Source organism: Bacillus sp. AFS017336 (genome assembly GCF_002555445.1).
In the GTDB taxonomy this organism is placed as follows: domain Bacteria; phylum Bacillota; class Bacilli; order Bacillales; family Bacillaceae_G; genus Gottfriedia.
Map to the genome: position 1 here is coordinate 36047 of NZ_NUCO01000015.1, position 23450 is coordinate 59496.

The following is a 23450-nucleotide window of genomic DNA, read 5'->3' on the forward strand; positions in this document are numbered from 1 at the left end:
GGCGATACTCATAAAGAGAATGTGATATAAGAAATTCAAATGAGCGAGGTAATAGCAATGAAAATAACGATCGGCTCACTTAATCCTACAAAAGTAGGAGCAGTACAAATTGTATTTAAAGATTTTTCAGTATCAGGGATCAATGTTCCATCAAATGTTTCGAATCAACCTTTGACAGATCTAGAAACGATGAATGGCGCTGTAAACAGAGCGCATAACGCTCGATTGGCAGGTGGATCTGAAATTGGTATTGGATTAGAAGGTGGAGTGATTATTGAAAACGATAAACTGTTCCTTTGTAACTGGGGTGCACTTGTTTATGAAAATGATGTCGTTTTAGCAAGCGGTGCAAAGATTATACTGCCAAGCGAATTTATAAGCGAATTGCAAAACGGCACTGAATTGGCTGTTTTAATGGAACATTATACGAATGAAAAAGATATTCGTAGTAAAGAAGGGGCAGTAGGTATTTTTACAAATGGTCGAATTACAAGAACGCAAATTTTTGAACATATTTGTGAGCTATTATTAGGACAGTATGAATTCAAAAAACTTAAAGAAAAAACGATTTGAAAGCCGTCCTTTTTGCATATCGATAAAAATAAAGTAAAATAAAAGAAAACGAATTAAGCGAGGGAAACAGAATGGAAAAAATTACTTCAGTTGAGCAATTCGAACAAGCAAAACAAGGGGAAAAAGTGGTATTCCAATTTTCAGCAAATTGGTGCCCAGACTGCAGATTTTTAGATATGTTCTTCCAAGAAATAATCGATGAAAATAAAGATTTTACGTTTTATTATGTAGACCGTGATCAATTCATTGAGGTATGTCAAAACCTAGATATCTTTGGAATACCAAGCTTTGTAGCATTCAATAAAGGTGAAGAAATTGGACGATATGTAAATAAAGACCGTAAAACCAAGGAACAAGTAGAAGAGTTTCTTGAAGGATTAAGAGGTTAATAAGGTAGGTAAAACAATTGGCTAAAAAAACAACGCTAGACATAAAAAAAATGATAGAAAATCGCCTTGGAAATGAAGAATGGCGTTTTATATACGATCGTGAAAAAGAAGACCTTCGAATTGAAGGGATTGAAAGTAAAAAAGGAATGAGTGTCTCTTTAAACAGTGCAGTAGCAAAGTATGAAGCAGATGGTGAAGCGGCATTTAATGAATTAATTTACTATATAAAAGAAGCTCTTTTGGCTATGCATTCTCAAGCCGCATTCCTCAAAGAGCAGATTCGACCTGTTATTCGAGCTACTTCATTCCCAACTGAAAAGGAAGAAGGCAACTCTTTCGTAACAACTGAACATACAGCAGAAACTAGAATCTACTATGCTATTGATTCAGATAAAACATACCAATTAATCGATGAAAATTTATTAGTCAAATCTGGCTATACAAAAGAGCAGATTCATTCGATTGCTATTGTTAATTTACAAAAGATGCCTGTTCAAGTGAAAGAAGACGTTGTTGCAGATAATACTTTTTATTTTATCCGAACAAATGATGGATACGATGCAAGCAGAGTATTGAACAGTTTATTTATTAAAGAAATTCAATCGAAAATTAAAGGTGAATTATTAGTAGGAATCCCTCATGGAGACGTGCTAATCCTTGCTGACATTCGAAATAACATAGGTTATGATATAATGGCGCAAATGAATATGAGTTTCTTTGCAAGTGGGAAAATACCAATTACATCATTATCGTTTGCTTACGAAAACGATAAATTAATGCCAGTATTTATTTTAGGGAAACAAAAGAAGCAATAGAGAGGAAGAAATCTGTGAATATTTTTTATAACAAAGAAGGAATTGGCGATACGCTTTTAATCACATTAAAACAAATTCCATCAGAAGATCGCCAAGTTGAACGAAAAGGGAATATTGCACGTGTTTATAGTGTAGTTACAAATGAAACTGTTGCAATTAACGTATTTGAAGCATCAACATATGTAGATGTTCAAGAAAACGGTGTTGTGACAATCACTGAACATATTGTAAATACAATAAATGAATTATTAGAAAAAGAAGGGTTTGAAGATAAACTAGTATTAGACCTTTCTCCTAAATTTGTCATCGGATATGTAATCGAAAAAGAAAAACATCCAAATGCTGATAAATTAAACATTTGTAAAGTAGATGTTGGTACTGAAGAATTACAAATTGTTTGTGGCGCACCGAATGTTGATCAAGGACAAAAAGTTGTCGTTGCAAAGGTTGGTGCAGTAATGCCATCAGGTTTAGTTATTAAAGATGCTAATTTACGTGGAGTTGATTCATTCGGAATGATCTGTTCGGCACGTGAGCTTGACTTACCAGACGCTCCACAAGAAAAAGGCATTTTAGTTTTAGAAGCTGATGCAGAAATTGGGAAAGCTTTTTTTAACTAATTAAATAACAAATAAATGCTAGACCATAACTTGGTTCTAGCATTTTTTTTTATTGGAGCTATGTTTAATAAAGCATTGAAATGTTTTAAGTTTCTAGATAGGCATCGCTCACTCTGCTTAATGTCATACAGTAATAAAACAAGTGAATGAATGATGAAGGCGAGCATTTGTCAACGGTCTGACATACTAGATATCGAAATATGTTTGTAATAGCACAAAATGTAATAATAATGTGTTTTTTGTCACTATGTCACATGGTAAAATAAAAGGTACGAATAGAAATAGAGAGAGTGAGAAAAATGAAAAATTGGTTAAAAAGCCTTTTTAAGGCAAATAGCCTTAATGAGATTGAAGAAGAGATTAAAGATGAGCCTGTTGAGGAGAAAGTATATCAATCACACTCTATCGAAAGAAATAGAAACGCTTTTCTTGAGCGTCCGAAATTTAGATTTCCAATCGAATTAGATGAAGAATTAACGAAGACAAATCCTATAAAAGAAACAAAAGTTGAGCCAGTTTCAGTATCTCGACAAGAAAGACAAGATGATTTTTGGCAAAAATTACAGCAAACGACAAATACAATAAAACGAGAAAATAATCAACCTACATATAATCAAAAGAATAGTTTTGGCAGTAGTCATTATGAACATAGTAATTTAACTAGTCGAAATGAACATAGTAATTTAACTAGTCGAAATGAACATAGTAATTTAACTAGCCGAAATGAACATAGTAATTTAACTAGTCGGAATGAACATAGTAATTTAACTAGTCGACTTAATAAAAATTCAACTGTAATTAACAATGAAGAACCATCAATGGAAGAAAAAGAAGAAAAGGTTGATATTGTCTTTAAACCGAAAAGAAAAACACCATTTCGTCCAAGTGAATATATTTCACCAATTTATGGGTATCAAAAACCAACCATAAAAGAAGAGAAAGAAACAGTAAATGAAACTTCGACAGAAAAAGAAGAAGTAGTACAAAATAATATGATTATGGAAGAGCTTAGTGATTCCTTTAACAGTCAAAATAGTGATTTAAGTGAGAAAACAGAAGACATAAATGAAACGTTAAACGTTGCTGAAAAAGAAGAAATTAAAGAGGAACAACTAGAAACAATTGAAAATGTACTAGAAGTGAAAAACGAAGAGGAACCACTTGATCTACTTCAAACTTCAACAGAAAAAGAAGAAGTAGTACAAAATAATATGGTTATGGAAGAGCTTAGTCTTAGTGATTCCTTTAACAGTCAAAATAGTGATTTAAGTGAGAAAACAGAAGACATAAATGAAACGTTAAACGTTGCTGAAAAAGAAGAAATTAAAGAGGAACAACTAGAAACAATTGAAAATGTATTAGAAGTGAAAAACGAAGAGGAACCACTTGATCTACTTCAAAGTGAAACTGAATATACAGATGAAGTTAAAGGCGGAATAACTGAAACTCATCAAAATGAAGTGGTACAATTTGAGTCACTGCAAAATGAAATAGTAAATAAAGAAGAAGTTAAACAGATTGAGACTCCACAAATTGAACCGATGGTAGTACAATCTAATCCACCTACTTTTGAAATAGAGGATGAAGAAGAGATAAAAGAGACAGTCCTAACTTCTAATGAGAATGAAATAGTACATCAAGATACTACTAGTCTACTTTTTGATGAAGTGGATGATTCAAACGAACAAGAAGTCGAAAGTATGGTCAAGATTGATGAAAATGAAGTCGAAAACATTGAATTAAATCATCATACTGAAGAGTTTACGAACGAAAATAGCATGTCTGATGTAAATGAGCAGAAGACAGAAAATGTAGCTACTACCCAAATCATTGAATTAGATCAACATACTGAAGAGATTACGATTGAAAATAGCATGTCTGATGTAAATGAGCAGCAAACAGAAAATGTAGCTACTACCCAATCCATTGAAAATATAGTAAACGAATCTCAAGAAGTAGTTGAATCGAATCTTGAATTTGATGATGTCAAAGAAGCGGTAGTACAGCAAGAAACTTCAGATGAAGTACTTTCAAGCAATGTAGAGAGTCCAGTTGAAACTCAAAGTTCAATTTCTCATTCAACTGATGAAGTAAAAGCTAGTACAGTTGAAAAACGCGAGAAAAAACGTCATTTTCCTTTTAATGTCATGATGCTTCGTAGTGATGTTGAAGCAACGAGAAAAGCAAAAATAATGAAACAGCTTCGTGAGTTACAGAATGAATCTGCTGCAACGATTGAAAAGATTAGTGATGAAGTCGATTCAAAGCAAAATGACCAAGTGATTGAGAATGCTAGCAAGAATGAACAAACTGAAATTTTACCTTCACAGACTGAAGTTCAACAAAGTGAAGAAATTGTTGAAGTAATTGTTAATGAAGAAGTTCAGCCTAGGCAAGAACTTGAAGTTGGCAGTGAAAAAAGTGAAATCGAAATAAGCTTAAAAGTAGAGTCTGTAGAAAATAATGAAGAAAAAATATTAATTGAAGAGTTACCAAGTATGCCACCGGTACTATACCAATTACCAGAGTTAGATTTATTAATCGAACCTCCAATGGAACAATTTAATGATGGAGATTGGGTTGAAGACCAAAAACAGTTACTACAAGAAACACTACACAATTTTAATGTAGGAGCTAGGGTAATTGCTGCAACTCAAGGTCCAACAGTAACCCGATTCGAAGTACAGCCCGAACCTGGTGTTAAAGTTAATAAAATAACAAACTTACAAGATGATATTAAATTAAGCTTAGCGGCTAGGGATATTCGAATTGAGGCGCCAATTCCTGGGCGAAGTGCTATTGGAATAGAAGTACCAAATAAAGAGAGCAAGCCTGTGTATTTAAGGGAATTGGTAAGCCAGGAGAAATTTTTGCAAAGCGAATCGCCTTTAACTGTTGCTCTTGGTCTAGATATAGGCGGTGAGCCTGTCTATGCCGATATTTCAAAAATGCCACACGGTCTAATTGCAGGTGCCACTGGTTCAGGAAAGAGTGTATGTATTAATTCAATTCTAGTAAGCATTTTATATAAGGCGAAACCTCATGAAGTGAAATTAATATTAATTGACCCAAAAATGGTTGAGCTTGCACCATACAATCATATTCCACATTTAATTTCTCCAGTCATTACTGATGCTAGAGCAGCGACTGCAGCTTTAAAGTGGGCTTGTGAAGAAATGGATCGCCGTTATGATTTATTTGCTCATGCTGGCGCAAGGGATATAAAACGATTCAACGATTTGGCGAAGAAAAAAGGTGCTTATAATGATGAGTTACCGTACTTAGTCATTATTATAGACGAGCTAGCAGATTTAATGATGGTATCTCCTGGAGATGTAGAAACTTATATTTGCCGTATTGCTCAAAAAGCTAGAGCTTGCGGAATTCATTTGCTCGTTGCGACTCAACGTCCTTCAGTTGACGTTATTACAGGGATTATTAAATCAAATATACCGACACGTATTGCATTTACGGTATCCTCACAAGTAGATTCTAGAACAATTATCGATATTGGCGGAGCTGAAAAGTTACTTGGGCGAGGAGATATGTTATTCTTAGATAATGGAAAATCTCAAGCAATTCGATTACAAGGAGTTTATGTATCAGATGATGAAATCGAACATGTTGTAGAGATTGTAAAAGACCAACAAAAACCGAATTACTTATTTAACCAAGAGGAGCTTGTTGCAAAGGCGGACGCACAGGATGTCGATGATGAACTTTTTGATGAAGCAGTTGAGTTTGTAATTGATCAAAAAGGTGCTTCTGTTTCAATGCTACAAAGACGTTACCGAATTGGATATAACCGTGCAGCTAGATTAATTGACCTAATGTTTGATCATGGAATTGTATCAAGTCAAAATGGTAGTAAACCACGTGATGTGCTAATTACACTTGAGGAGTTTCGTTCCGAGTAAATCATTAGAAAAGCGGTAAAATTTAAGTAACGAATTTTAAAGTTTTTTTAACCCATACTAGAAAAAAAGAACGATACTTTTCAGCAGGTGAAGATTCATGGAAAAAGAATTAGATTTAAAATTACAAGGTAAAATAAACCGATTAACGAACCAAACGTTTAAATTTGACGATCGAATCGGTGAAGGCTGGTTTTCAGCTGTATACTTTTTAAAAACTAGAGAAATTATTCGACATAAAAAGCCAGACACGGAAGTAACGATGCAATTTTTCCAGAGAGAAAGTGCAGTACTTTGTGGGACTGATGAGGCAATTGCTATTTTACAAACTTTTGCAGACAATCCGGAAAAACTTATTGTCCATTCATTAAAGGATGGAGATAAGATTGAACCGTTTGAGACTGTATTAACGATTACCGGTAAATATGCTGATTTCGGCTATTTAGAAGGAATAATTGATGGTATTTTGGCTCGCCGTACATCTGTAGCAACAAATGTATACAACGTAAAACATTCAGCTAAATCTGCAGGCATTAAAAAGCCTATTATTTTCATGGGTGATCGCGATGATCATTTTACGACCCAAGCAGGTGACGGTTATGCGGCATTTATTGGTGGATCTACTGCGCAAGCAACCCATGCGATGAATGAGTGGTGGGGCAATGAAGGTATGGGTACAATGCCTCATGCTCTAATTCAAATGTATAATGGTGATATTGTGGAGGCTGCTCGTGCTTATACAGAGGTGTATCCACAAGATGATTTAATTGTCCTAGTAGATTATAATAATGATGTGATAAATGATGCACTAAAAGTCGCGCGTGAATTTGGTAGTAAATTAAAAGCCGTTCGTGTAGATACTTCTAAAACAATGATTGATCAATATTTTATTGGTAATCCTGATTTGTTAGGAAGCTTCGATCCGAGGGGGGTAAATCCACCATTAATTTTCGCTTTACGAAATGCTCTTGATCAAGAAGGGTATCATCATGTACAGATTGTCGTAAGCGGTGGATTTACAGTTGAAAGAATTCTAGCATTTGAAAAACAAGGTGTACCAGTAGATTTATATGGTGTCGGCGGAAGTTTATTAAAGGTTAACATAGGCTTTACAGGTGATAATGTCGCGCTAAATGGTATTATGCAAGCAAAAGCAGGAAGAAAGCTTCGTGAAAACCCACGACTAGAAACAGTAGAAATGAGCCCTAGATTATAAAGGGGTTAAGTAGTTTTAATTAAAAACTTATAATATTTTAATATAAATAGATGGCTTAAAGTAATTAACTTTCCATCTATTTCCTTATTGTGCGACTTAAAATAAATAGTCCTATGAGGGTTAAAGTGATATAATACTAATTGCGTAAAAATTTAAGTTAGTTATCATTTAAATAATAACTAGACTCGGCAAAGTAATAACGCATCAAAATTATAAAATATTGATGCCATTTCTTTTATTCACACATATACTGTCTAAGAGATAGGCCGTTGTATTAGTGATCGATTTTGGAGGTTCTTTTAATATGACAGTTTACCATTTTGTAGGAATCAAAGGTACTGGAATGAGTGCTTTGGCACAAATTTTACATGATTCTGGTTTAACCGTTCAGGGATCAGATTATGAAAAGCACTTTTTCACTGAAAATGAATTACGAAAAAAAAATATTACGATTTTACCATTTGATAAAGAAAATATTAAAGAAGGCCAATTTGTAATAGCAGGTAATGCATTTCCTGACACTCATGAAGAAATTGCAGCTGCTATTGAAAAAGGAATCCCGATGGCACGCTATCATAAATTCTTAGGTGAATATATGAATAAATTTACTAGCGTTGCTATTACTGGAGCACATGGCAAAACCTCAACTACAGGTTTACTTGCTCATGTCGTTTCAGGTGCGCGTCCAACTTCTTTTTTAATTGGGGATGGTACTGGTAAAGGCGAAAAAGACAGCGAGTATTTTGTATTTGAAGCTTGTGAATACCGTCGTCATTTTCTATCATACTTTCCAGACTATTGCATCATGACAAATATTGATTTTGATCACCCAGATTATTATAAGAGTGTAGACGATGTATTCGATGCTTTCCAACAAATGGCTGATCAAGTTAAAAAGGGTATCATTGCATGCGGAGATGACGAACATCTTCAACGTATTTATGCAAAAGTACCTGTAATGTATTATGGATTTAACGAGGACAATGATTTCCAAGCTCGTAATATCGAAAAGCATACAAATGGTACAACATTTGATGTATTCGTCCGTAATACGTATTATGCTACTTTTGAAATTACAGGATATGGTGATCATAGTATTTTAAATGCTTTAGCAGTAATTGCGCTTTGCCATTATGAAGAAATCGATGCAGAGATTATTAAAGCAAGATTATTAACATATGGTGGCGTTAAACGTCGTTTCAGTGAGAAGCGCTTTGGAGATCAGGTGTTAATCGATGACTATGCTCATCATCCAACTGAAATCCAAGCTACGATTCAAGCTGCACGTCAAAAATATCCTGAACGTGAAATTGTAGCTGTTTTCCAACCGCATACATTTACACGAACAAGTAAATTTTTAGATGAGTTTGCTAGTACATTAGAAAAAGCAGATAAAGTTTACTTATGTGATATTTTTGGATCTGCAAGAGAAGAAAAGGGTACATTAACAATTAGTGACCTTTCTTGCAAAATCGCAGGTGCAGAATTATTAACTGATGACAATATCAGCAATTTACAAAACCATAAAAATAGTGTTCTAATTTTTATGGGTGCTGGTGATATTCAAAAATATCAAGCAGCTTACGAAAAACTTTAAAAAACTGTAAACCCGTCTATGAGGTATTCATAGACGGGTTTTTTATTTGGAATTCAGTAAAATTGATATCATACCCAAACTCCTCCTCCTAAAAAGAAGGTATATCATAATAGTAAAAAGAATATGTCAAACGAGCGAAACAAGTAAAGGAGTAAAATAATGAATAAACACTATGAAGTAATCATTGTTGGAGCAGGTTCGATGGGAATGGCAGCAGGGTACTATTTGTCAAAAAGAAATCAAAATACACTATTGATAGATGCCTTTGATCCACCACATAGCTTTGGTAGCCACCATGGAGATACAAGAATCATTCGCCATGCATACGGAGAAAGTAGAGAATACGTACCATTAGCATTACGGGCACAAAAGTTATGGGAAGAGTTAGAACAAATTTCTGGAAGACAATTATTTTCCAAAACAGGAGTTTTATGCGCAGGAGCACCCGGTTCTACCTTTACACAAGAAGTAATAAAAAGTGCAGAAGAATTTTCATTGCCACTAGAAATACTTGATGGCAGTGAGATAAATGCTAGATGGCCTGGTATGAATTTGCCAGAAGAGTTTATAGGCTGCTTAGAAACATCGTCAGGAATCCTTTTTAGTGAGGATTGTATTAGAGCATATAGAGAGTTATATATTCAGGAAGGTAATACGCTTAAAACAAACACGCCAGTTGTGGATATTGAAATTGATTCAAATATAGCCATTGTACGTACAGAGGATGCTATATACACAGCAGATAAACTTGTCGTATGTGCAGGTGCTTGGTCTGGGAAAATACTTGATAAGACTGGCTTACATATTCCGCTAATGCCTACCCGTAAAACAGTTGGTTGGTTTGAATGCGATAAAAAGCTTTATGATTCTAATTCGCTACCAGCATTCACGATTGATCTAATTGATGAGCACTACTACGGTTTTCCGAATCTTCATAACAGCGGACTGAAAATTGGACGACATGATGGAGGACATAATGTCGATCCAAATCAATTTAACAGGGAATTCGGGGAATACAAAGAAGATGAGGCTGACTTACGAAGTTTTTTAAGTCAGTATATGCCTTACGCCAATGGCAAACTATTGAAAGGGAAAACATGCTTATACACAATGACTCCAGACGAGCATTTTATCATTGATCAGCATCCTGAAAATAAAAATATAATCATTGCCACAGGCTTCTCTGGACACGGCTTTAAATTTGCAAGCGTCGTAGGAGAAATCACCGCTGACCTAGTAACAAAACAAAAATCTGCCTTTGATTTGAGCATGTTTTCTTTAGATCGTTTTTGAGATAGCTAATAGGTTATCTCTTTATTTATTGAAAAGGTTAATATTATTGAGGTCGAGGGACGTGCAAATAAATATGGCAAAACTGCAATTAAAAAAGCGAAAACTCCAATAAAAATCAGGGAAACTGCAAATAAATCTGGGCTAGTGCAAATAAAAATTGATAAACTGCAAATAAATTTGGTATATCTGCAAATAAAAAAGTCAAATCTGCAATAAAAAATGGCAAAACTACAATAAGTCGATGAATCACGTTGAAAAGGAGTGAGTGAAAGGCAATAAAACTAATTGATCAGCAACCTTAACAATGTAAATACTAATAAAATAGTAAAAATCTCAAAAAGTCTGTTCAATTAATCATCAAAAAACGATCTGTCCGTTAAATTATTATTGATAGCACATTTTCATGACAAAGAACTCCGCTATATTTACAAAATCCCGGAAATATCACAAAGCTCCACGTTAGAACAACGAAGAATTCCGCAATATCAACAAAGTTCCACGTTAGATCAACGAAGAATTCTACTATATCAACAAAAATTCCCATTATATCAACAAAAACTCCAACTATATCAACAAATTTCACAACTATATCAATAAAGTTCAAAAAGTGTTCTTATTTTCTAAAATTGGCTAAGCTATATTTCAACACGATCAGAACTAAGAACGCTGATTCATAGATCTGATTGTACACAAAATAGCAATCTATTAAATTTCCCCTATGCCCATGCCGTCATCCTTCTACCAAAACAGACCCATATACCAATTTCAGCAATATTGTGCTAGTAATCCGAAACTTTATCTAGAGATAATTTTATGAGTAATTATTATAATTTATTAAATATAAAGAATATTTTGTAAGCGCTTTATGAACATAAAGTAAGTAGTTATTTATTACTTACTATTTTTTAAGACTTAATTTTATCTAAATAGTTAAATAAGGGGGTATTTTTTTGAAGGAAAAAACATTTATGATGGATGATGCACCGCTTAATAAATTTCATATTCGGATTACTGCGCTTACGTTTGGATCGAATTTTTCAGACGGCTATGCATTAGGAATTATAGGCATGGCACTTTCGCTACTTGGCCCACAAATGAAGTTAAATTCAGTTTGGGAAGGGTTAATCGGTAGTTCTGCTTTAATCGGACTTTTTTTCGGTAGTTTGTTTTTAGGCGGATTATCAGATCGCATTGGTAGGCAGAAAATATATTTAGCAAACTTTGTGATTATTACAATCGCATCAGCCCTGCAGTTTTTTGTTCACGATCCATATACGCTCTTTGCATTAAGGATTTTAATAGGTGTAGCACTTGGTGGGGATTATGCTGTAGGATCAACTTTACTTGCGGAGTTTGCACCTAGAAAGTATAGAGGGATGCTATTATCTTCATTAAACGTTTTATGGACAGTTGGATATGTAGCCTCAAATCTAGTAGGCTATTACTTAGAAAAAACGGGTCCAGACGCATGGCGTTGGATGCTAGTAAGTGCTGCACTTCCTGGTTTGATTGTCTTACTGTTACGTTTTGGTACACCGGAGTCTCCACTTTGGTTATTAAAAATGGGTCGTGTTGAAGAAGCACGTGCCATCGTTCGGAAGTATATTGGTGAAAATGCTATAATGGATGAAACAGTTGGTACTCATTCTAAACAAGCATACAAAGTTACGGATTTATTTAATAAACAGCTTTGGAAACGTACGACATTCGGATCGCTTTTTTATATGTGTCAAGTAGTTCCTTATTTTGCAATCTATACGTTTCTACCAACTATTTTAAGTAAGTTGGGATTTGAAGAAACATTTGGTGTAGATATGGTACTGAACTTGTTCCTTTTAGTAGGGGCGGTTGCTGGTGTTTGGTGCACTGAAAAATTAACTCGTAGAGGATTTACAATTAATACATTTATTATTTTAACGATTTCATTATTTGCTTTAACAGTTTTACCGCCAGGACTACATACAATCGCAATCATTGTCTTTGCAATCTTTACTTTTGTAATGTCTGCAGCATCTAATTTAACGTTAGTTTATCCTGCTGAATTATTTCCTACAGAGGTTCGTGGAACTGGAGTTGGATTGACAACAGCAGTTAGTAGAATTGGGTCAGCTATTGGGACTTTCTTATTACCTATAAGTGTTAGTTCAATGGGAATGGCACCTTCAATGATTGGTATGTCTATCATTTTATTTATTGGTACGATTGTTTCAATCGCTTGGGCACCTGAGACAAAATCACTATCATTAAATGAAGCTAGTAATCCTTTACTTGAAGAGGATTTAGTTGAAACGAATAAACAATCAGTATCGATCCATTAAACAAAGATATTCATTATTAAGAGGTGTAAGTGATGGCCAAGAACGATTTTATTCATCCAAAAAATATTAAAGAGGTTATTCTTGGAGATCATGAGTTGTCGATAAACGAAGTGATTGCAGTTGCAAGATATGGAGCAAAAGTATCATTCACAGAAAACTACATTCTAAGAATAAATCATTCTCGTAATTTAATTGAAAAGTTCCTTGAAGAAGAACGAGCAGTTTATGGAGTAACTACTGGCTTTGGAAGCAATGTTACAGAAGTGATTTCTAAGGAAGATGCACATACTCTTCAACGTAATATCGTCCGATCTCATGCTGTTTCTGTAGGTGAGCCACTTGAAAAAGAAGTAGTAAGAGCTATTCAATTAATGATTTTAAATAACATAGGACATGGCTATTCAGGAGTTCGAATAGAAGTTTTAGAGTTAATTGCTTCACTGCTGAACAATGATATATTGCCTTTTGTTCCCGGTGATGGTTCAGTTGCATATTTATCTCCTGAGGCACATATGGCATTAGTTTTAATGGGTGAAGGAAAAGCGTGGTATAAAGGCGAGTTACTGAGTGGTATTGAAGCATTGGAGAGGACTGAACTAAGCCCAGTCACTTTAGAATGCAAAGAAGGATTAGCGCTTTTAAGTGGTACTACTTCAGTAACGGCATTTGCAATACTTTCTAACTATAATGCAATTCAAGCTGTAAAAACAGCAGATGTCGCAGGAGCCTTGTCATTAGAAGCACTTAAAGGCACGATAAATGCTTTAGATCCGCGTCTTCACTCGGTAAAAAAACATAAAGAACAAGCAAATACTGCTCGAATCATTTCTAAGATTTTAAATGATAGTGAGATCGCAAAGCAGTATAAAGACTATCGATTACAAGATGCACTTAGTTTAAGATGTATACCACAAGTTCATGGTGCAGTTAAAAAAGTATTTAAAAATACTTTGGAAAATATAAAAAATGAAATGTTTTCTTCAAGTGATAATCCGATTATATGGCCGGAGGAAGAAGACGGCATTGCATTAATGGGCGGGAATTTTGACGCCTCTTATATAGGAATTGATGCTGATACGATGTGTATAGCAATGGCAAATCTAGCCAAAATTACTGAGCGTCGTATCGATCGACTAGTAAATTATCATGTAAGTGAACTTCCAAGTTTTTTAGTTGCCAATCCTGGTTTAAACAGTGGCTATATGATTCCGCAATATACTGTGGCGGGGCTGCTTAATGAAATAAGAGTTCTTTCGCATCCAGCAACAATTGATAATACACCTACATGTGCTAATCAAGAAGATGTTGTTAGCTTTGCATACTATGCTACTAGAAAAGCATATCAGATTTCTAAAAAACTTGAGCATATTTTAGCAATCGAGCTGATGGTTGCGTCACAGGCTCTAGATTTCCATGATGCATTAAAACCATCAACAGTAACGGCAAGTATTCACCAGTTAATTAGAAATCAAGTTCCAACAGTCGAAGAGGACCGATATTTTTATTCGGATATTGAGATAATTTGTCATCTGATTCATGAAGGTGAAATTATTTCACTTGTTGAAGAGAAAATAGGTGTCATGGAATTATGAAAATGTTAAAGAAGCAGTTATACTCTAGAGTACAACTGCTTCTTTTTTTTCATTTATTCAAAGTTCAAATTTACTAATAATCGCTCAACTAAGACACTAAAAAATAGTTAAAAAAGGGGAATGAAAATGAATCGAAATGCCACACAATCAGCTTTTTCAAATTTGTTACTCTCTGGCACACTTGTCCATGTAGGAACTTTTGATGAGGTTCAAAAAAGATGTGGCATTAATACTTGTCCGAATGTTGTAATGGTGATTTCTATTGATCGTTATCCTGATTTAGTATTAGAAAGCCCAGTGCAATGGAAAAAAGATATTGGCCATAAGCTCATTAATCAACTTGAGAAAACGGTAGAAATTCCTTATTTATGGAATTGGATAGAAGAAGGGGTAATTGCTCTTTTAATTGAACTGGAAGAGAATGATAGTGAGTTAGAATTCAATAAAAAGATTTATAGTATGGCAGAATCTATTCAAAATTCGTTAGAATCTATTCAGATTACGGTTTCTATTGGTATTGGTAAAAAATACAGTGATCCGCATCTTTTATTCCATTCATTTGAAGAGGCAAGGAAATCGATGTCAGGTCGTTTTTTCCAAGGGAACAAGCTGATTTTTCATAGTGGAATTAGACCTGTGGAGGAAAATAGATTAAGGGCACTTTCAACCGAAGACCGAATTGAATTACTAGCACTTGTTCGAATGGGTGACGAAGATGGGGTCGTAAAACAGTTAAATACTTTTCTTGATAAAGTAGCGAATGCATGTAGATTAAATGAAGATGTATTTAAGACTGAAGTAGTCGATTTAATCATGTTAATTTCAAGAGTTGTTGTAGAGTCCGGGGTGAGTGCAACACTCATAATGTCGAAAAACGCACAAATAATTCAAGAACTGTATCATATTATTCGTTATGATAAATTCGTTACTAAGGTTTGTGAATATGCCTATTGGTTAACAGTCCAAATATTTAACTCCTTTAATAATCAAATGACACCGATCATTAAAAAAGCAACTAAATATATTATGGAAAATCATCAATCAAGTATCACACTTGAGGAAATTGCACAATATTGTTGTTTAAGTAAGTATCATTTTAGTCATCTGTTCAAAAAAGAAATGGGAACAAGTGTAATCGATTTCTTAAATAGACTTAGAATCGAAAAATCGATTTTTTATTTAGAAATGACTGATTTAAACATGCAAGAAATTGCGACCCGAATTGGTTTTCAAGATTCAAATTACTTTAGTCGTATATTTAAAAAATATATAAAAAGTAGCCCTACAGAATACAGGGCTACTAAATATCCACATTTAATAGGGCAAGGGGTAGGGAATACGTGAGAACTAAGGGTTTCCCTATTTCCTCTTATTCTGTTCTTTCTAGCCTTGAAGCATAAGGGTAGAGCGGATCTAATAATTGGAATTCATATGTAATTCCATCAACCTTTCCTACTACCTTTTCACTGTCATACAGGTCCAACATGAAACCAGCCATTTCTTTGGCAGTATGATATTTTGGTAGAACGCCCTCAAATTTGATGTTTTCTTCTAAATCATATGATACTTTCGCAAATTCCGTTTCAGTGGCTGCAGGTGCTAAAACTTTTGCTTTCATTTTTGCACCTTGCTCTTTTAATTCATGGGCAAGTCCTTCTGTAAAAGCACTAACATAAAATTTAGTTGCGCAATATGTGATGGCATTTCCAATAATCGTGTATCCACCACCTGATGAAATATTAATTACTTGTGTGCCTTCTACTGTTGAATAATCACGTACATATAGTGAAGTTAAAATCGTTAAGGATTCAATATTCAAATTAAGCATGTTCTCAATCTTTGATAAATTTTGTTCTCCAACTGATGCAAAATTCCCAAAACCTGCGTTATTAATCCAAGTTTCAATTTGATATTCTTTAAGCCCTTCATATAACTCATACGCGTTTTTAACAACAGACAAATCAGCGGTTTTAATCACAACATCGAGATCAGCATTTAATTTTACGATTTCAGATTTTAACTTTTCAAGCTCTTCCGTTCTACGTGCAACAACGATTAAATTTTTACCACGAGCAGCGAATGCAAGTGCCGATTCATATCCAATTCCTGAACTCGCTCCTGTAATAACAGTATATTTTTTCATTTTAATTCCTCCTCATAAACTTGTTTATACTAAAATTAAATTAGTTGTGTTACATTTACAGATTCATTATACTGGTTAGAGTAAACTCTAAGTCAAACTGTTTTTTACTTAAATATTATTGCTATAACTGGAGGTCTCTATGTACTCAATTGGAGAAGTTGCTAAGGCGTTAGGAATAAGCACTCATACATTACGATATTATGAAAAAGAAAATATCATACTTCCAGATCGAACTACTAATGGTGAACGATTATATTCCGAATCACACATTAAGTGGTTAAGATTTGTCCTAAAGTTAAAAGAAACACAAATGCCCATTAATAAAATTAAAGAATATGCACATTTATATACAGAAGGTGATCACACCTCACTAGCTAGATTAGAATTATTGGAGGAGCATAAACAGTCAATCGAAAATCAGTTAAAAACGTTAAATGAAACGAACCAAATGTTAGAGCAAAAAATTAAATCTTATAAAGATTTTATTCATAAGAATAGCGAAGTCGAAAAATAAAACCTTAGTCGGGCTATCCGATAAGGTTTTATTTTTTACACTTTTTTTTGAGCTAAGAAATCAAAATTCGCATTTTAAGATTATTTTGTGCATCAAATTCTAGAATATTGTTGGTAATTAAGTCCATTTACATTAACTCATTTGTTTAGTAAAAGCAGTTGCTTTATACCAATTAAAACAAAGTACAATTATTATTAGCAAATCGATAAAGTCTCCTCCGTAGTACATTAACACTGCTCCAGATTGAACATCATAAAAAGAATGATCTAGCCCGTTCGAAAAAAGTAATTTCGATAAAATATCATGACCAGCTAATGCAATGACCATAATCAATGAACGAAAAATAAAGCTGTATTTATGGGAGGTTGGTTCGATTGAAATAATTGAAGTTGTAAACAAATATCCCGCTAAAAACAAATGAATATGTAAAAGTACTAACAGAGTTAGATTGTTATGAATTAAATAAAAAGCTTGAGAAGTGTAAAGAACCCAGAGACCTCCAATGTTTAAAATTAAAGTACTAACAGGATTAGTTAATAGTTGGACTGGAGTACTTCTCAAAACTCGCGATAAACGCCTAGCATGTTTAATTGGTAGTGATATAAGTAATAATGTGATTGGCCGAGATAAAGCTATAAAAAAGGGTGCCAACATTCCTAATAATAAGTGCATAATCATATGGAAAACAAATAGATGATGACTTAAGTTTGCTATAGGTCCAATAACAGAAACTAATATACAAAGCATTCCTGTTACCCATAATATAGAACGAGTTTTCGGCCAATCATTTTTTTTATTATTCGTTGCAGCTAATAAATAACTAAAAATTAAAAGTGTTATTAACAAGATAATAAAGAATTCAAATGCATTCAAATGAAAGTAATGAAAAAATTTATTGTTCAAATTGACCACTTCTGTTTCGCGTTTTAAATAGTAGAATGATACCGATCAAAGTCATAACAGTGGCAGTAATATTCCAAGTTAAATCGTAAGGAAGAGGATCAACATTATATCTGATTTGGTGAAGTTTCAACCATTTATGCTGAACGGTTCCATCATAAAGCTGGAAAATTCCTGCTCCAAGTAACAAACCTCCAAACCATCTTTTAAGATAGAGTGCTTTTTTTCTTCTTAAATTTGCAAACAAAAATAAAGATGCAATTGTTGCAAACCAACTAAAAGCATGAAATAGCCCATCTGAAACTAACCCTACACTAGTAGTTGACTTATCGTAAAAGTGGTGCCAGTGAAGAAGTTGATGAAAAACCACCTCATCAAAAAATGCCACCAACCCAAGCCCGAATAAAACGCCTGAATATAGATTTAGATGTAAATAATGATTTGAAGTATTAGTTTGAATTGTCATAAATAATTGCTCACTTTCTAAAATGGTATTTTTTACATTTTACCCTTTCATTTACTTATCAAATCGTAATTAGTAAAAATTACAATCGAACGAAATACAATACTTGGGGAAAATGAAGATTGTGATTGTTTTTAGTTTCTTAATTGCGGAGGTTGTATGAATAAAACACAAAAGCGGAGTTTATGGGCTCTATCTACAGTACCTCTAGTAATGACTTTAGGTAATTCAATGTTGATTCCCGTACTACCAAAATTAGAACAACAACTAAATATATCAGGATTCAAAGTATCGATGATTATTACTGTTTATTCAGTCTTCGCGATTATTCTTATTCCTATAGCAGGGTATTTATCAGATCTTTTTGGACGGAAAAAGGTTATTATTCCAAGTTTAATTATTGCTGGAATTGGTGGGACTATTGCTGGTTGGGTATGCTGGAAATTAGAAAATCCATATATGTGGTTGATCGTTGGGAGAATTGTTCAAGGGATCGGCTCAGCAGGGGCAATGCCAGTAGTTATTCCATGTGTAGGGGATATGTTTAAAGATGAAAAAGAAGTTAGTAAAGGGCTAGGTTTAGTTGAGACATCCAATACTTTTGGGAAAGTACTAAGTCCAATACTTGGGTCAGTATTAGCAGCAGTCATTTGGTTTTTGCCATTTTTAACAATTCCGTTGCTATGCCTTATTTCAATTATTTTAATTTTATTATTTGTAAAACCTCCAAAACAACAACCAAAAGGAAAAAAAGATAAGAAAAAGTTAAAATTATTTATAAGATCAATCCGGAGAATATTTCGTAATAATGGTAAATGGCTTTATACAACATTTATTTTAGGTGCCATCATTATGTTCGTTTTATTTGGAATGCTTTTTTATCTATCGTCAATTTTAGAGAAGCGTTATCAAATTATTGGTATTTTAAAAGGCTGCGTATTGGCAATTCCTTTGGCAGCATTATCATACACATCATATAAGACAGGTAAAAAAATTGGAAACCAAAAAGAGGCAATGAAAAAGTGTATCGTCATTGGTTTCATTCTTATTAGCCTTTCTTTTGTAATTCCTATTTTTATGAAAAGCATTTATATGATTATTACGAGCTTATTAATAAGTGGAGTGGGAATTGGATTGTCACTACCAAGCTTAGATGCATTAATAACAGAGGGAATTGAAAAAGAAGAAAGAGGAACTATTACGTCTTTATATAGTTCTTTACGATTCGTAGGTGTAGCTGCAGGACCGCCAACCTTTGCATTTTTAATGAAAAAGCCAGACAACTATATGTTATTTTTATCAATTATTTTAGCTGTAATTGGCGTTATTTTAGCGATAAAATTTATTAAACCAAAACAAGAACCAGAACCAGTGACACAAGGTAACAAGTAGAGTTCACATACTTATATGTAAAAATCTAGTTTTGAGTACTTAGTCTACACAATAGAGTTCACTTATTTTTAGTGAACTTTATTCTTTTGTATTGAGATAAAATTCAATATTGAAAATTGAAATTACTGATAAGGGGTTCATGAGTAAGTAAAAAGGTAGAGATTTGAAAAAGAGTTACTCATAAAGGGTTCATGAGTAATTAAAAAGTTAGAGATTTGAAAAAGAGTTACTCATAGAGGGTTCATGAGTAAGTAAAAAGGTAGAAATCTTAAATTTAGATACTCATAAAGGGTTCATGAGTAACAAAAAAGGTAGAAAACTGAAAAAGAGTTTCTCATAGAGGGTTCATGAGTAACAAAAAAGGCAGAAATATGAAAAAGAGTTACTCATAAAGGGTTCATGAGTAAGTAAAAAGGTAGAAAACTGAAAAAGAGTTACTCATAGAGGCTTCATGAGTAAGTGAAAGAGCATAAATCAGAAAAAATATTACTCATAAAGGTTTAATAAGTAAGTTCACTTATTTATAGTGATATTTTTTAACTTCTAATTTTATCTAGTTTAAAAGAATTGCTAAATAGAGCTACTTGAATTAAACCTTTTCTTTTAACAAAAGCTATTCTTAAAAATGATAAAGGTAGTGAAAGTATGCATACAGTTTGGAAGGGTACGATCAGTATGGGATTAGTAACGATTCCTGTTAAATTATTTTCTGCTGTTGAAGACAAGGATATTAAGTTTCGCCAATACCATAAGGATTGTAAATCGCCGATTTCATATAAAAAAGTGGCTAGTTGTGATGAGGAAGTAACTCAGGAAGAAATTATTAAAGTTTTTGAAACACCGAATGGTCGGGTAGTAGAAATAACTGAAGAGGAAATTAATAAGTTAAAGGAAGAATTTGAGCTGAAAACTGTATCAATAATTGATTTTGTTAAGCTTGCAGAAATCGATCCTGTGTATTTCGATAAAACATATTATATTGGTCCAGATGCTGGGGGAACAAAGGCCTATGCGTTGCTTTCAGAAATATTGAAGAAAAGTAAAAAAATCGGTCTTGCAAAAATAACAATTCGAAGCAAACAGCATTTAGCTGCGATTCGACCTTATAAAAACGCAATTATACTAGAGACTTTACATTTTCCAGATGAGATTAGAGCAATCGAAAGCCTTCCTGGCGGTGTTCCTGAAAAAGCTGGATTGGCAGAGCGCGAGTTACAGGCTGGAATGATGCTAGTTGAACAATTAACGACAACTTTTAGCCCAGAAAACTATACAGATACATATCGTACGGCGTTGGAGCAATTAATTTCTGAAAAAGTTAATAAAAATGATTATATAGCAACGGGTCAAGAGCAACCAGCTGAACAAAAAAATGTTGTTGATTTAATGTCGGCATTACAAGCTAGTATTGATCGAACAAAAGGACAGGCAACACCACCGAAAAAGTCTAAGACAAGAGCTCCCAAAAAGGCAACGAGTTAAATAGGAGGCAATAATGGAGCTGAATCCAATTTTTCCTTTTGAACCAATTGGCACTAATTCAGTTCCAGCCGGTCCTGAATGGATCTCACAAATAAAATGGGACGGAGTAAGGATCCTAACATATTTTGATGGGACGGAAGCTAAATTATTTAATCGCAAATTAAATGATCGTACAAACATATTTCCAGAACTAACGAATCTAAAATCTTATACTGCTGCTCAGTCAATCATTCTAGATGGAGAAGTCATTGCATTAGATCAAAACGGCAATCCATCTTTTCATGAGGTTATGCGTAGAGATGGAATTCGACGTCTGGACCGTATCGATTCAGCTATTGAAGCCGTACCAATCTTCTATATGATATTTGATATTCTTTTTTACAATGGTGAATGGGTAACTGATCTGCCATTACAAGAAAGACAAGGGCTATTATCAGATGTAATTAAGCCAAACAAGCACATACAAGTAGTTCCAAGCAATACAGATGGAGTTGCATTATTTGATGTTGCGAAACAACATGGTTTAGAAGGAATTGTATGTAAAAAACTCACGAGCAAGTATTTAATTAACGGCAAGAACGATGCTTGGCAAAAAGTAAAAAATTATAAAGATATTATTGCTGTCATTGGCGGGGTAACATACCGGTCAGGTGTTGTTAACTCAGTTTTAGTTGGGCTTTATAATGAGAAAAATGAGTTCGTCTATATTGGACATGTTGGAACAGGAAAATTAACGAATTCAGACTGGAAAGATCTTACGACGGTAATTGAATCAATCAAAATTGAAAAAAATCCGTTTAGTAATCAGCCAAAAAGAATAAAAGAAATTCAATGGATCCAGCAATTGTTAACGGTTAAAGTTCAATTTATTGAATGGACTGAAGGTCATTCATTAAGACAACCAAGTATTCAAGCGTTTGTTGATAAAGATCCTAAAGAATGTACTTTTTTAGATTAGAGGGCAAGGAATGAAAAAATCCGTATTTAGTAAACGAGATCGAAATTATATAGGTCTTTTCTTTATTTTAGGATTTGATTTAAAGCTAGAGAAATTCTTAGTTGGAATCATAAAAGGAAATGATATTGTCCAAATTGGCTCTTTCTCAAAAGGAATTAGTGAGGATGAAAAGAGCATTTTGATTCAAGCTATAGAAGCTAATAAAAAGGGGACAGATAATAATTTAATTTCGGTGGTTCCTGGGATTTGTATTGAATTGGAGTTTCAAAGCATTGTAAATGAAAAATTAAAAAATGCAAAATTTTTATCATTCCAGTTACAGCAAGCATGGAAAGAATGTACTTGGGATGGCCTGTTGTTAACTAATCTAATTGTAGAGCAAGAACTAACACTCACAAGTCCGGAAAAGGTAATTTGGAAAAGTCCCTATATAAATAAGGAGAGTTTTTTATCCTATTTAGCCCAAATAGCTATTTACATGCTTCCATTTCTGAAAAATCGTTTATTAACAACGATTCGTTTTCCTAATGGAATAGAAGGTGAATCTTTTTTTCAAAAAAATTGTCCAGATTATGCCCCAAGTTTTATTAAAACTGAAGAACAAGAAGGAAACAATTTTATCATTTGTAATGATGTATCAACCTTACTCTGGTTAGGCAATCAATTGGCAATTGAGTACCATATCCCTTTTCAAACATATGATGCGGAGAATCCGAATGAAATCGTATTTGATTTGGATCCACCTAATACGGATGCTTTTTCATTAGCTATAAAAGCCGCATTGGAAATGAAAAAAATTTTTGACTCTTTTCAAATTAAAAGCTATCCAAAAGTGTCCGGAAGTAAGGGGATTCAAGTTCATATTCCAATTAAAGAAAATTCACTAACCTATGATGATACAAGAGTATTTACATCTTTTATTGCGCATTATTTAATTGAGAAATTTCCAGATGATTTTACAATAGAAAGGTTAAAGAAAAATCGAAACAACCGTCTTTATATTGATTATGTACAGCATGCAAAAGGAAAAACAATTATTTGCCCATATTCAACGAGGGGGAAGGAGAGACCGACAGTTGCAGCTCCTCTTTTTTGGGATGAGGTAAATGATGAATTAAAAATTGAAACTTTTACAATTCCTTTTGTCTTAAATCGATTAGAAAATAGCCCTTGCCCAATGGAAGACTTTTTTGAGCAAGAAAATATTTCTTTAGTGAATTTAATTTCTAAAATTAAAGAAAGCCAATTAAAGTAAAAACTCCCTAAATAAA

Annotated in this window: 19 protein-coding genes; 16 read left to right on the top strand and 3 right to left on the bottom strand. The window is 33.6% G+C overall.

The window, feature by feature from the left end; all coding sequences use genetic code 11:
* Positions 1-57 precede the first annotated feature (57 nt).
* The 11 genes from CN601_RS07305 (at position 58) to CN601_RS07360 (ending at position 15671) form a co-directional block, all read left to right on the top strand.
* Entirely contained in the window at positions 58-573 is a 516-nt protein-coding gene (locus CN601_RS07305; protein ID WP_098170634.1) for a DUF84 family protein, read from the top strand.
* A gap of 71 nt (positions 574-644) precedes the next feature.
* Entirely contained in the window at positions 645-962 is a 318-nt protein-coding gene (locus CN601_RS07310; RefSeq protein ID WP_098119528.1) for a thioredoxin family protein, read from the top strand.
* 17 nt (positions 963-979) lie between these two features.
* Positions 980-1777: a DUF1444 family protein gene (locus CN601_RS07315; RefSeq protein ID WP_373604961.1), complete on the top strand. Its 798-nt coding sequence runs from the start codon at positions 980-982 to the stop codon at positions 1775-1777.
* Positions 1778-1791: 14 nt separating this feature from the next.
* Positions 1792-2397 carry a YtpR family tRNA-binding protein gene (gene ytpR, locus CN601_RS07320; RefSeq protein WP_098119527.1) on the top strand — a complete coding sequence of 202 codons (606 nt, stop codon included), beginning with the start codon at positions 1792-1794 and terminating at the stop codon, positions 2395-2397.
* Between the two features lie 299 nt (positions 2398-2696).
* Positions 2697-6314 carry a DNA translocase FtsK gene (locus tag CN601_RS07325; RefSeq protein ID WP_098170635.1) on the top strand — a complete coding sequence of 1206 codons (3618 nt, stop codon included), beginning with the start codon at positions 2697-2699 and terminating at the stop codon, positions 6312-6314.
* 97 nt (positions 6315-6411) lie between these two features.
* Positions 6412-7527: a nicotinate phosphoribosyltransferase gene (locus tag CN601_RS07330; protein ID WP_098170636.1), complete on the top strand. Its 1116-nt coding sequence runs from the start codon at positions 6412-6414 to the stop codon at positions 7525-7527.
* Positions 7528-7831: 304 nt separating this feature from the next.
* Positions 7832-9124: a UDP-N-acetylmuramate--L-alanine ligase gene (gene murC, locus CN601_RS07335; protein ID WP_098119524.1), complete on the top strand. Its 1293-nt coding sequence runs from the start codon at positions 7832-7834 to the stop codon at positions 9122-9124.
* A 159-nt stretch (positions 9125-9283) separates the two neighbouring features.
* Positions 9284-10417 carry an N-methyl-L-tryptophan oxidase gene (solA, locus tag CN601_RS07340; protein ID WP_098170637.1) on the top strand — a complete coding sequence of 378 codons (1134 nt, stop codon included), beginning with the start codon at positions 9284-9286 and terminating at the stop codon, positions 10415-10417.
* 950 nt (positions 10418-11367) lie between these two features.
* Positions 11368-12735, top strand: a complete 1368-nt coding sequence (locus tag CN601_RS07350; RefSeq protein ID WP_257131641.1) for an MFS transporter — start codon at positions 11368-11370, stop codon at positions 12733-12735.
* A gap of 32 nt (positions 12736-12767) precedes the next feature.
* On the top strand, positions 12768-14327 hold the full coding sequence (hutH, locus tag CN601_RS07355; protein ID WP_098170639.1) for a histidine ammonia-lyase: 1560 nt from the start codon (positions 12768-12770) through the stop codon (positions 14325-14327).
* A 126-nt stretch (positions 14328-14453) separates the two neighbouring features.
* Positions 14454-15671: a helix-turn-helix domain-containing protein gene (locus CN601_RS07360; protein ID WP_179865480.1), complete on the top strand. Its 1218-nt coding sequence runs from the start codon at positions 14454-14456 to the stop codon at positions 15669-15671.
* A 25-nt stretch (positions 15672-15696) separates the two neighbouring features.
* On the opposite strand, the gene CN601_RS07365 is transcribed toward CN601_RS07360, so the two are convergent.
* Positions 15697-16470 (bottom strand): SDR family NAD(P)-dependent oxidoreductase, encoded by a 774-nt coding sequence (locus tag CN601_RS07365; protein ID WP_098119519.1) that lies wholly within the window; start codon positions 16468-16470, stop codon positions 15697-15699.
* 139 nt (positions 16471-16609) lie between these two features.
* Here CN601_RS07365 and CN601_RS07370 point away from each other — a divergent pair, with 139 nt between their 5' ends.
* Positions 16610-16984, top strand: coding sequence for a MerR family transcriptional regulator (locus CN601_RS07370; protein WP_098170641.1), 375 nt, complete (start codon positions 16610-16612; stop codon positions 16982-16984).
* A gap of 132 nt (positions 16985-17116) precedes the next feature.
* Here CN601_RS07370 and CN601_RS07375 read toward each other — a convergent pair whose 3' ends face one another.
* Positions 17117-17887 carry a cytochrome c oxidase assembly protein gene (locus CN601_RS07375; protein WP_179865481.1) on the bottom strand — a complete coding sequence of 257 codons (771 nt, stop codon included), beginning with the start codon at positions 17885-17887 and terminating at the stop codon, positions 17117-17119.
* Entirely contained in the window at positions 17877-18350 is a 474-nt protein-coding gene (locus CN601_RS07380; RefSeq protein WP_098170643.1) for a DUF2243 domain-containing protein, read from the bottom strand. Before CN601_RS07380 ends, CN601_RS07375 begins: the two co-directional genes overlap by 11 nt.
* A gap of 156 nt (positions 18351-18506) precedes the next feature.
* On the opposite strand from CN601_RS07380, the gene CN601_RS07385 reads away from it, so the two are divergent.
* The 4 genes from CN601_RS07385 to ligD all read left to right on the top strand — a co-directional run bounded on the left by CN601_RS07385 (position 18507) and on the right by ligD (position 23434).
* Positions 18507-19739 carry an MFS transporter gene (locus tag CN601_RS07385; protein ID WP_257131642.1) on the top strand — a complete coding sequence of 411 codons (1233 nt, stop codon included), beginning with the start codon at positions 18507-18509 and terminating at the stop codon, positions 19737-19739.
* Between the two features lie 645 nt (positions 19740-20384).
* A complete protein-coding gene (gene ku / locus CN601_RS07390; protein WP_098170644.1) occupies positions 20385-21221 on the top strand; it encodes a non-homologous end joining protein Ku in 837 nt (278 codons plus the stop codon).
* 13 nt (positions 21222-21234) lie between these two features.
* Positions 21235-22179 carry an ATP-dependent DNA ligase gene (locus tag CN601_RS07395; RefSeq protein WP_098170645.1) on the top strand — a complete coding sequence of 315 codons (945 nt, stop codon included), beginning with the start codon at positions 21235-21237 and terminating at the stop codon, positions 22177-22179.
* Between the two features lie 10 nt (positions 22180-22189).
* Positions 22190-23434, top strand: coding sequence for a DNA ligase D (ligD, locus tag CN601_RS07400; protein ID WP_098170646.1), 1245 nt, complete (start codon positions 22190-22192; stop codon positions 23432-23434).
* Positions 23435-23450 lie beyond the last annotated feature (16 nt).

Excerpts from the sequence above, each read along its gene's own strand:
- CN601_RS07305 (WP_098170634.1), top strand. The coding sequence starts at position 58 with ATGAAAATAACGATCGGCTCACTTAATCCTACAAAAGTAGGAGCAGTA.
- CN601_RS07310 (WP_098119528.1), top strand. The coding sequence starts at position 645 with ATGGAAAAAATTACTTCAGTTGAGCAATTCGAACAAGCAAAACAAGGG.
- CN601_RS07325 (WP_098170635.1), top strand. The coding sequence starts at position 2,697 with ATGAAAAATTGGTTAAAAAGCCTTTTTAAGGCAAATAGCCTTAATGAG.
- CN601_RS07330 (WP_098170636.1), top strand. The coding sequence starts at position 6,412 with ATGGAAAAAGAATTAGATTTAAAATTACAAGGTAAAATAAACCGATTA.
- murC (WP_098119524.1), top strand. The coding sequence starts at position 7,832 with ATGACAGTTTACCATTTTGTAGGAATCAAAGGTACTGGAATGAGTGCT.
- solA (WP_098170637.1), top strand. The coding sequence starts at position 9,284 with ATGAATAAACACTATGAAGTAATCATTGTTGGAGCAGGTTCGATGGGA.
- hutH (WP_098170639.1), top strand. The coding sequence starts at position 12,768 with ATGGCCAAGAACGATTTTATTCATCCAAAAAATATTAAAGAGGTTATT.
- CN601_RS07360 (WP_179865480.1), top strand. The coding sequence starts at position 14,454 with ATGAATCGAAATGCCACACAATCAGCTTTTTCAAATTTGTTACTCTCT.
- CN601_RS07365 (WP_098119519.1), bottom strand. The coding sequence starts at position 16,470 with ATGAAAAAATATACTGTTATTACAGGAGCGAGTTCAGGAATTGGATAT.
- CN601_RS07370 (WP_098170641.1), top strand. The coding sequence starts at position 16,610 with ATGTACTCAATTGGAGAAGTTGCTAAGGCGTTAGGAATAAGCACTCAT.
- CN601_RS07380 (WP_098170643.1), bottom strand. The coding sequence starts at position 18,350 with ATGACAATTCAAACTAATACTTCAAATCATTATTTACATCTAAATCTA.
- CN601_RS07385 (WP_257131642.1), top strand. The coding sequence starts at position 18,507 with ATGAATAAAACACAAAAGCGGAGTTTATGGGCTCTATCTACAGTACCT.
- ku (WP_098170644.1), top strand. The coding sequence starts at position 20,385 with ATGCATACAGTTTGGAAGGGTACGATCAGTATGGGATTAGTAACGATT.
- CN601_RS07395 (WP_098170645.1), top strand. The coding sequence starts at position 21,235 with ATGGAGCTGAATCCAATTTTTCCTTTTGAACCAATTGGCACTAATTCA.
- ligD (WP_098170646.1), top strand. The coding sequence starts at position 22,190 with ATGAAAAAATCCGTATTTAGTAAACGAGATCGAAATTATATAGGTCTT.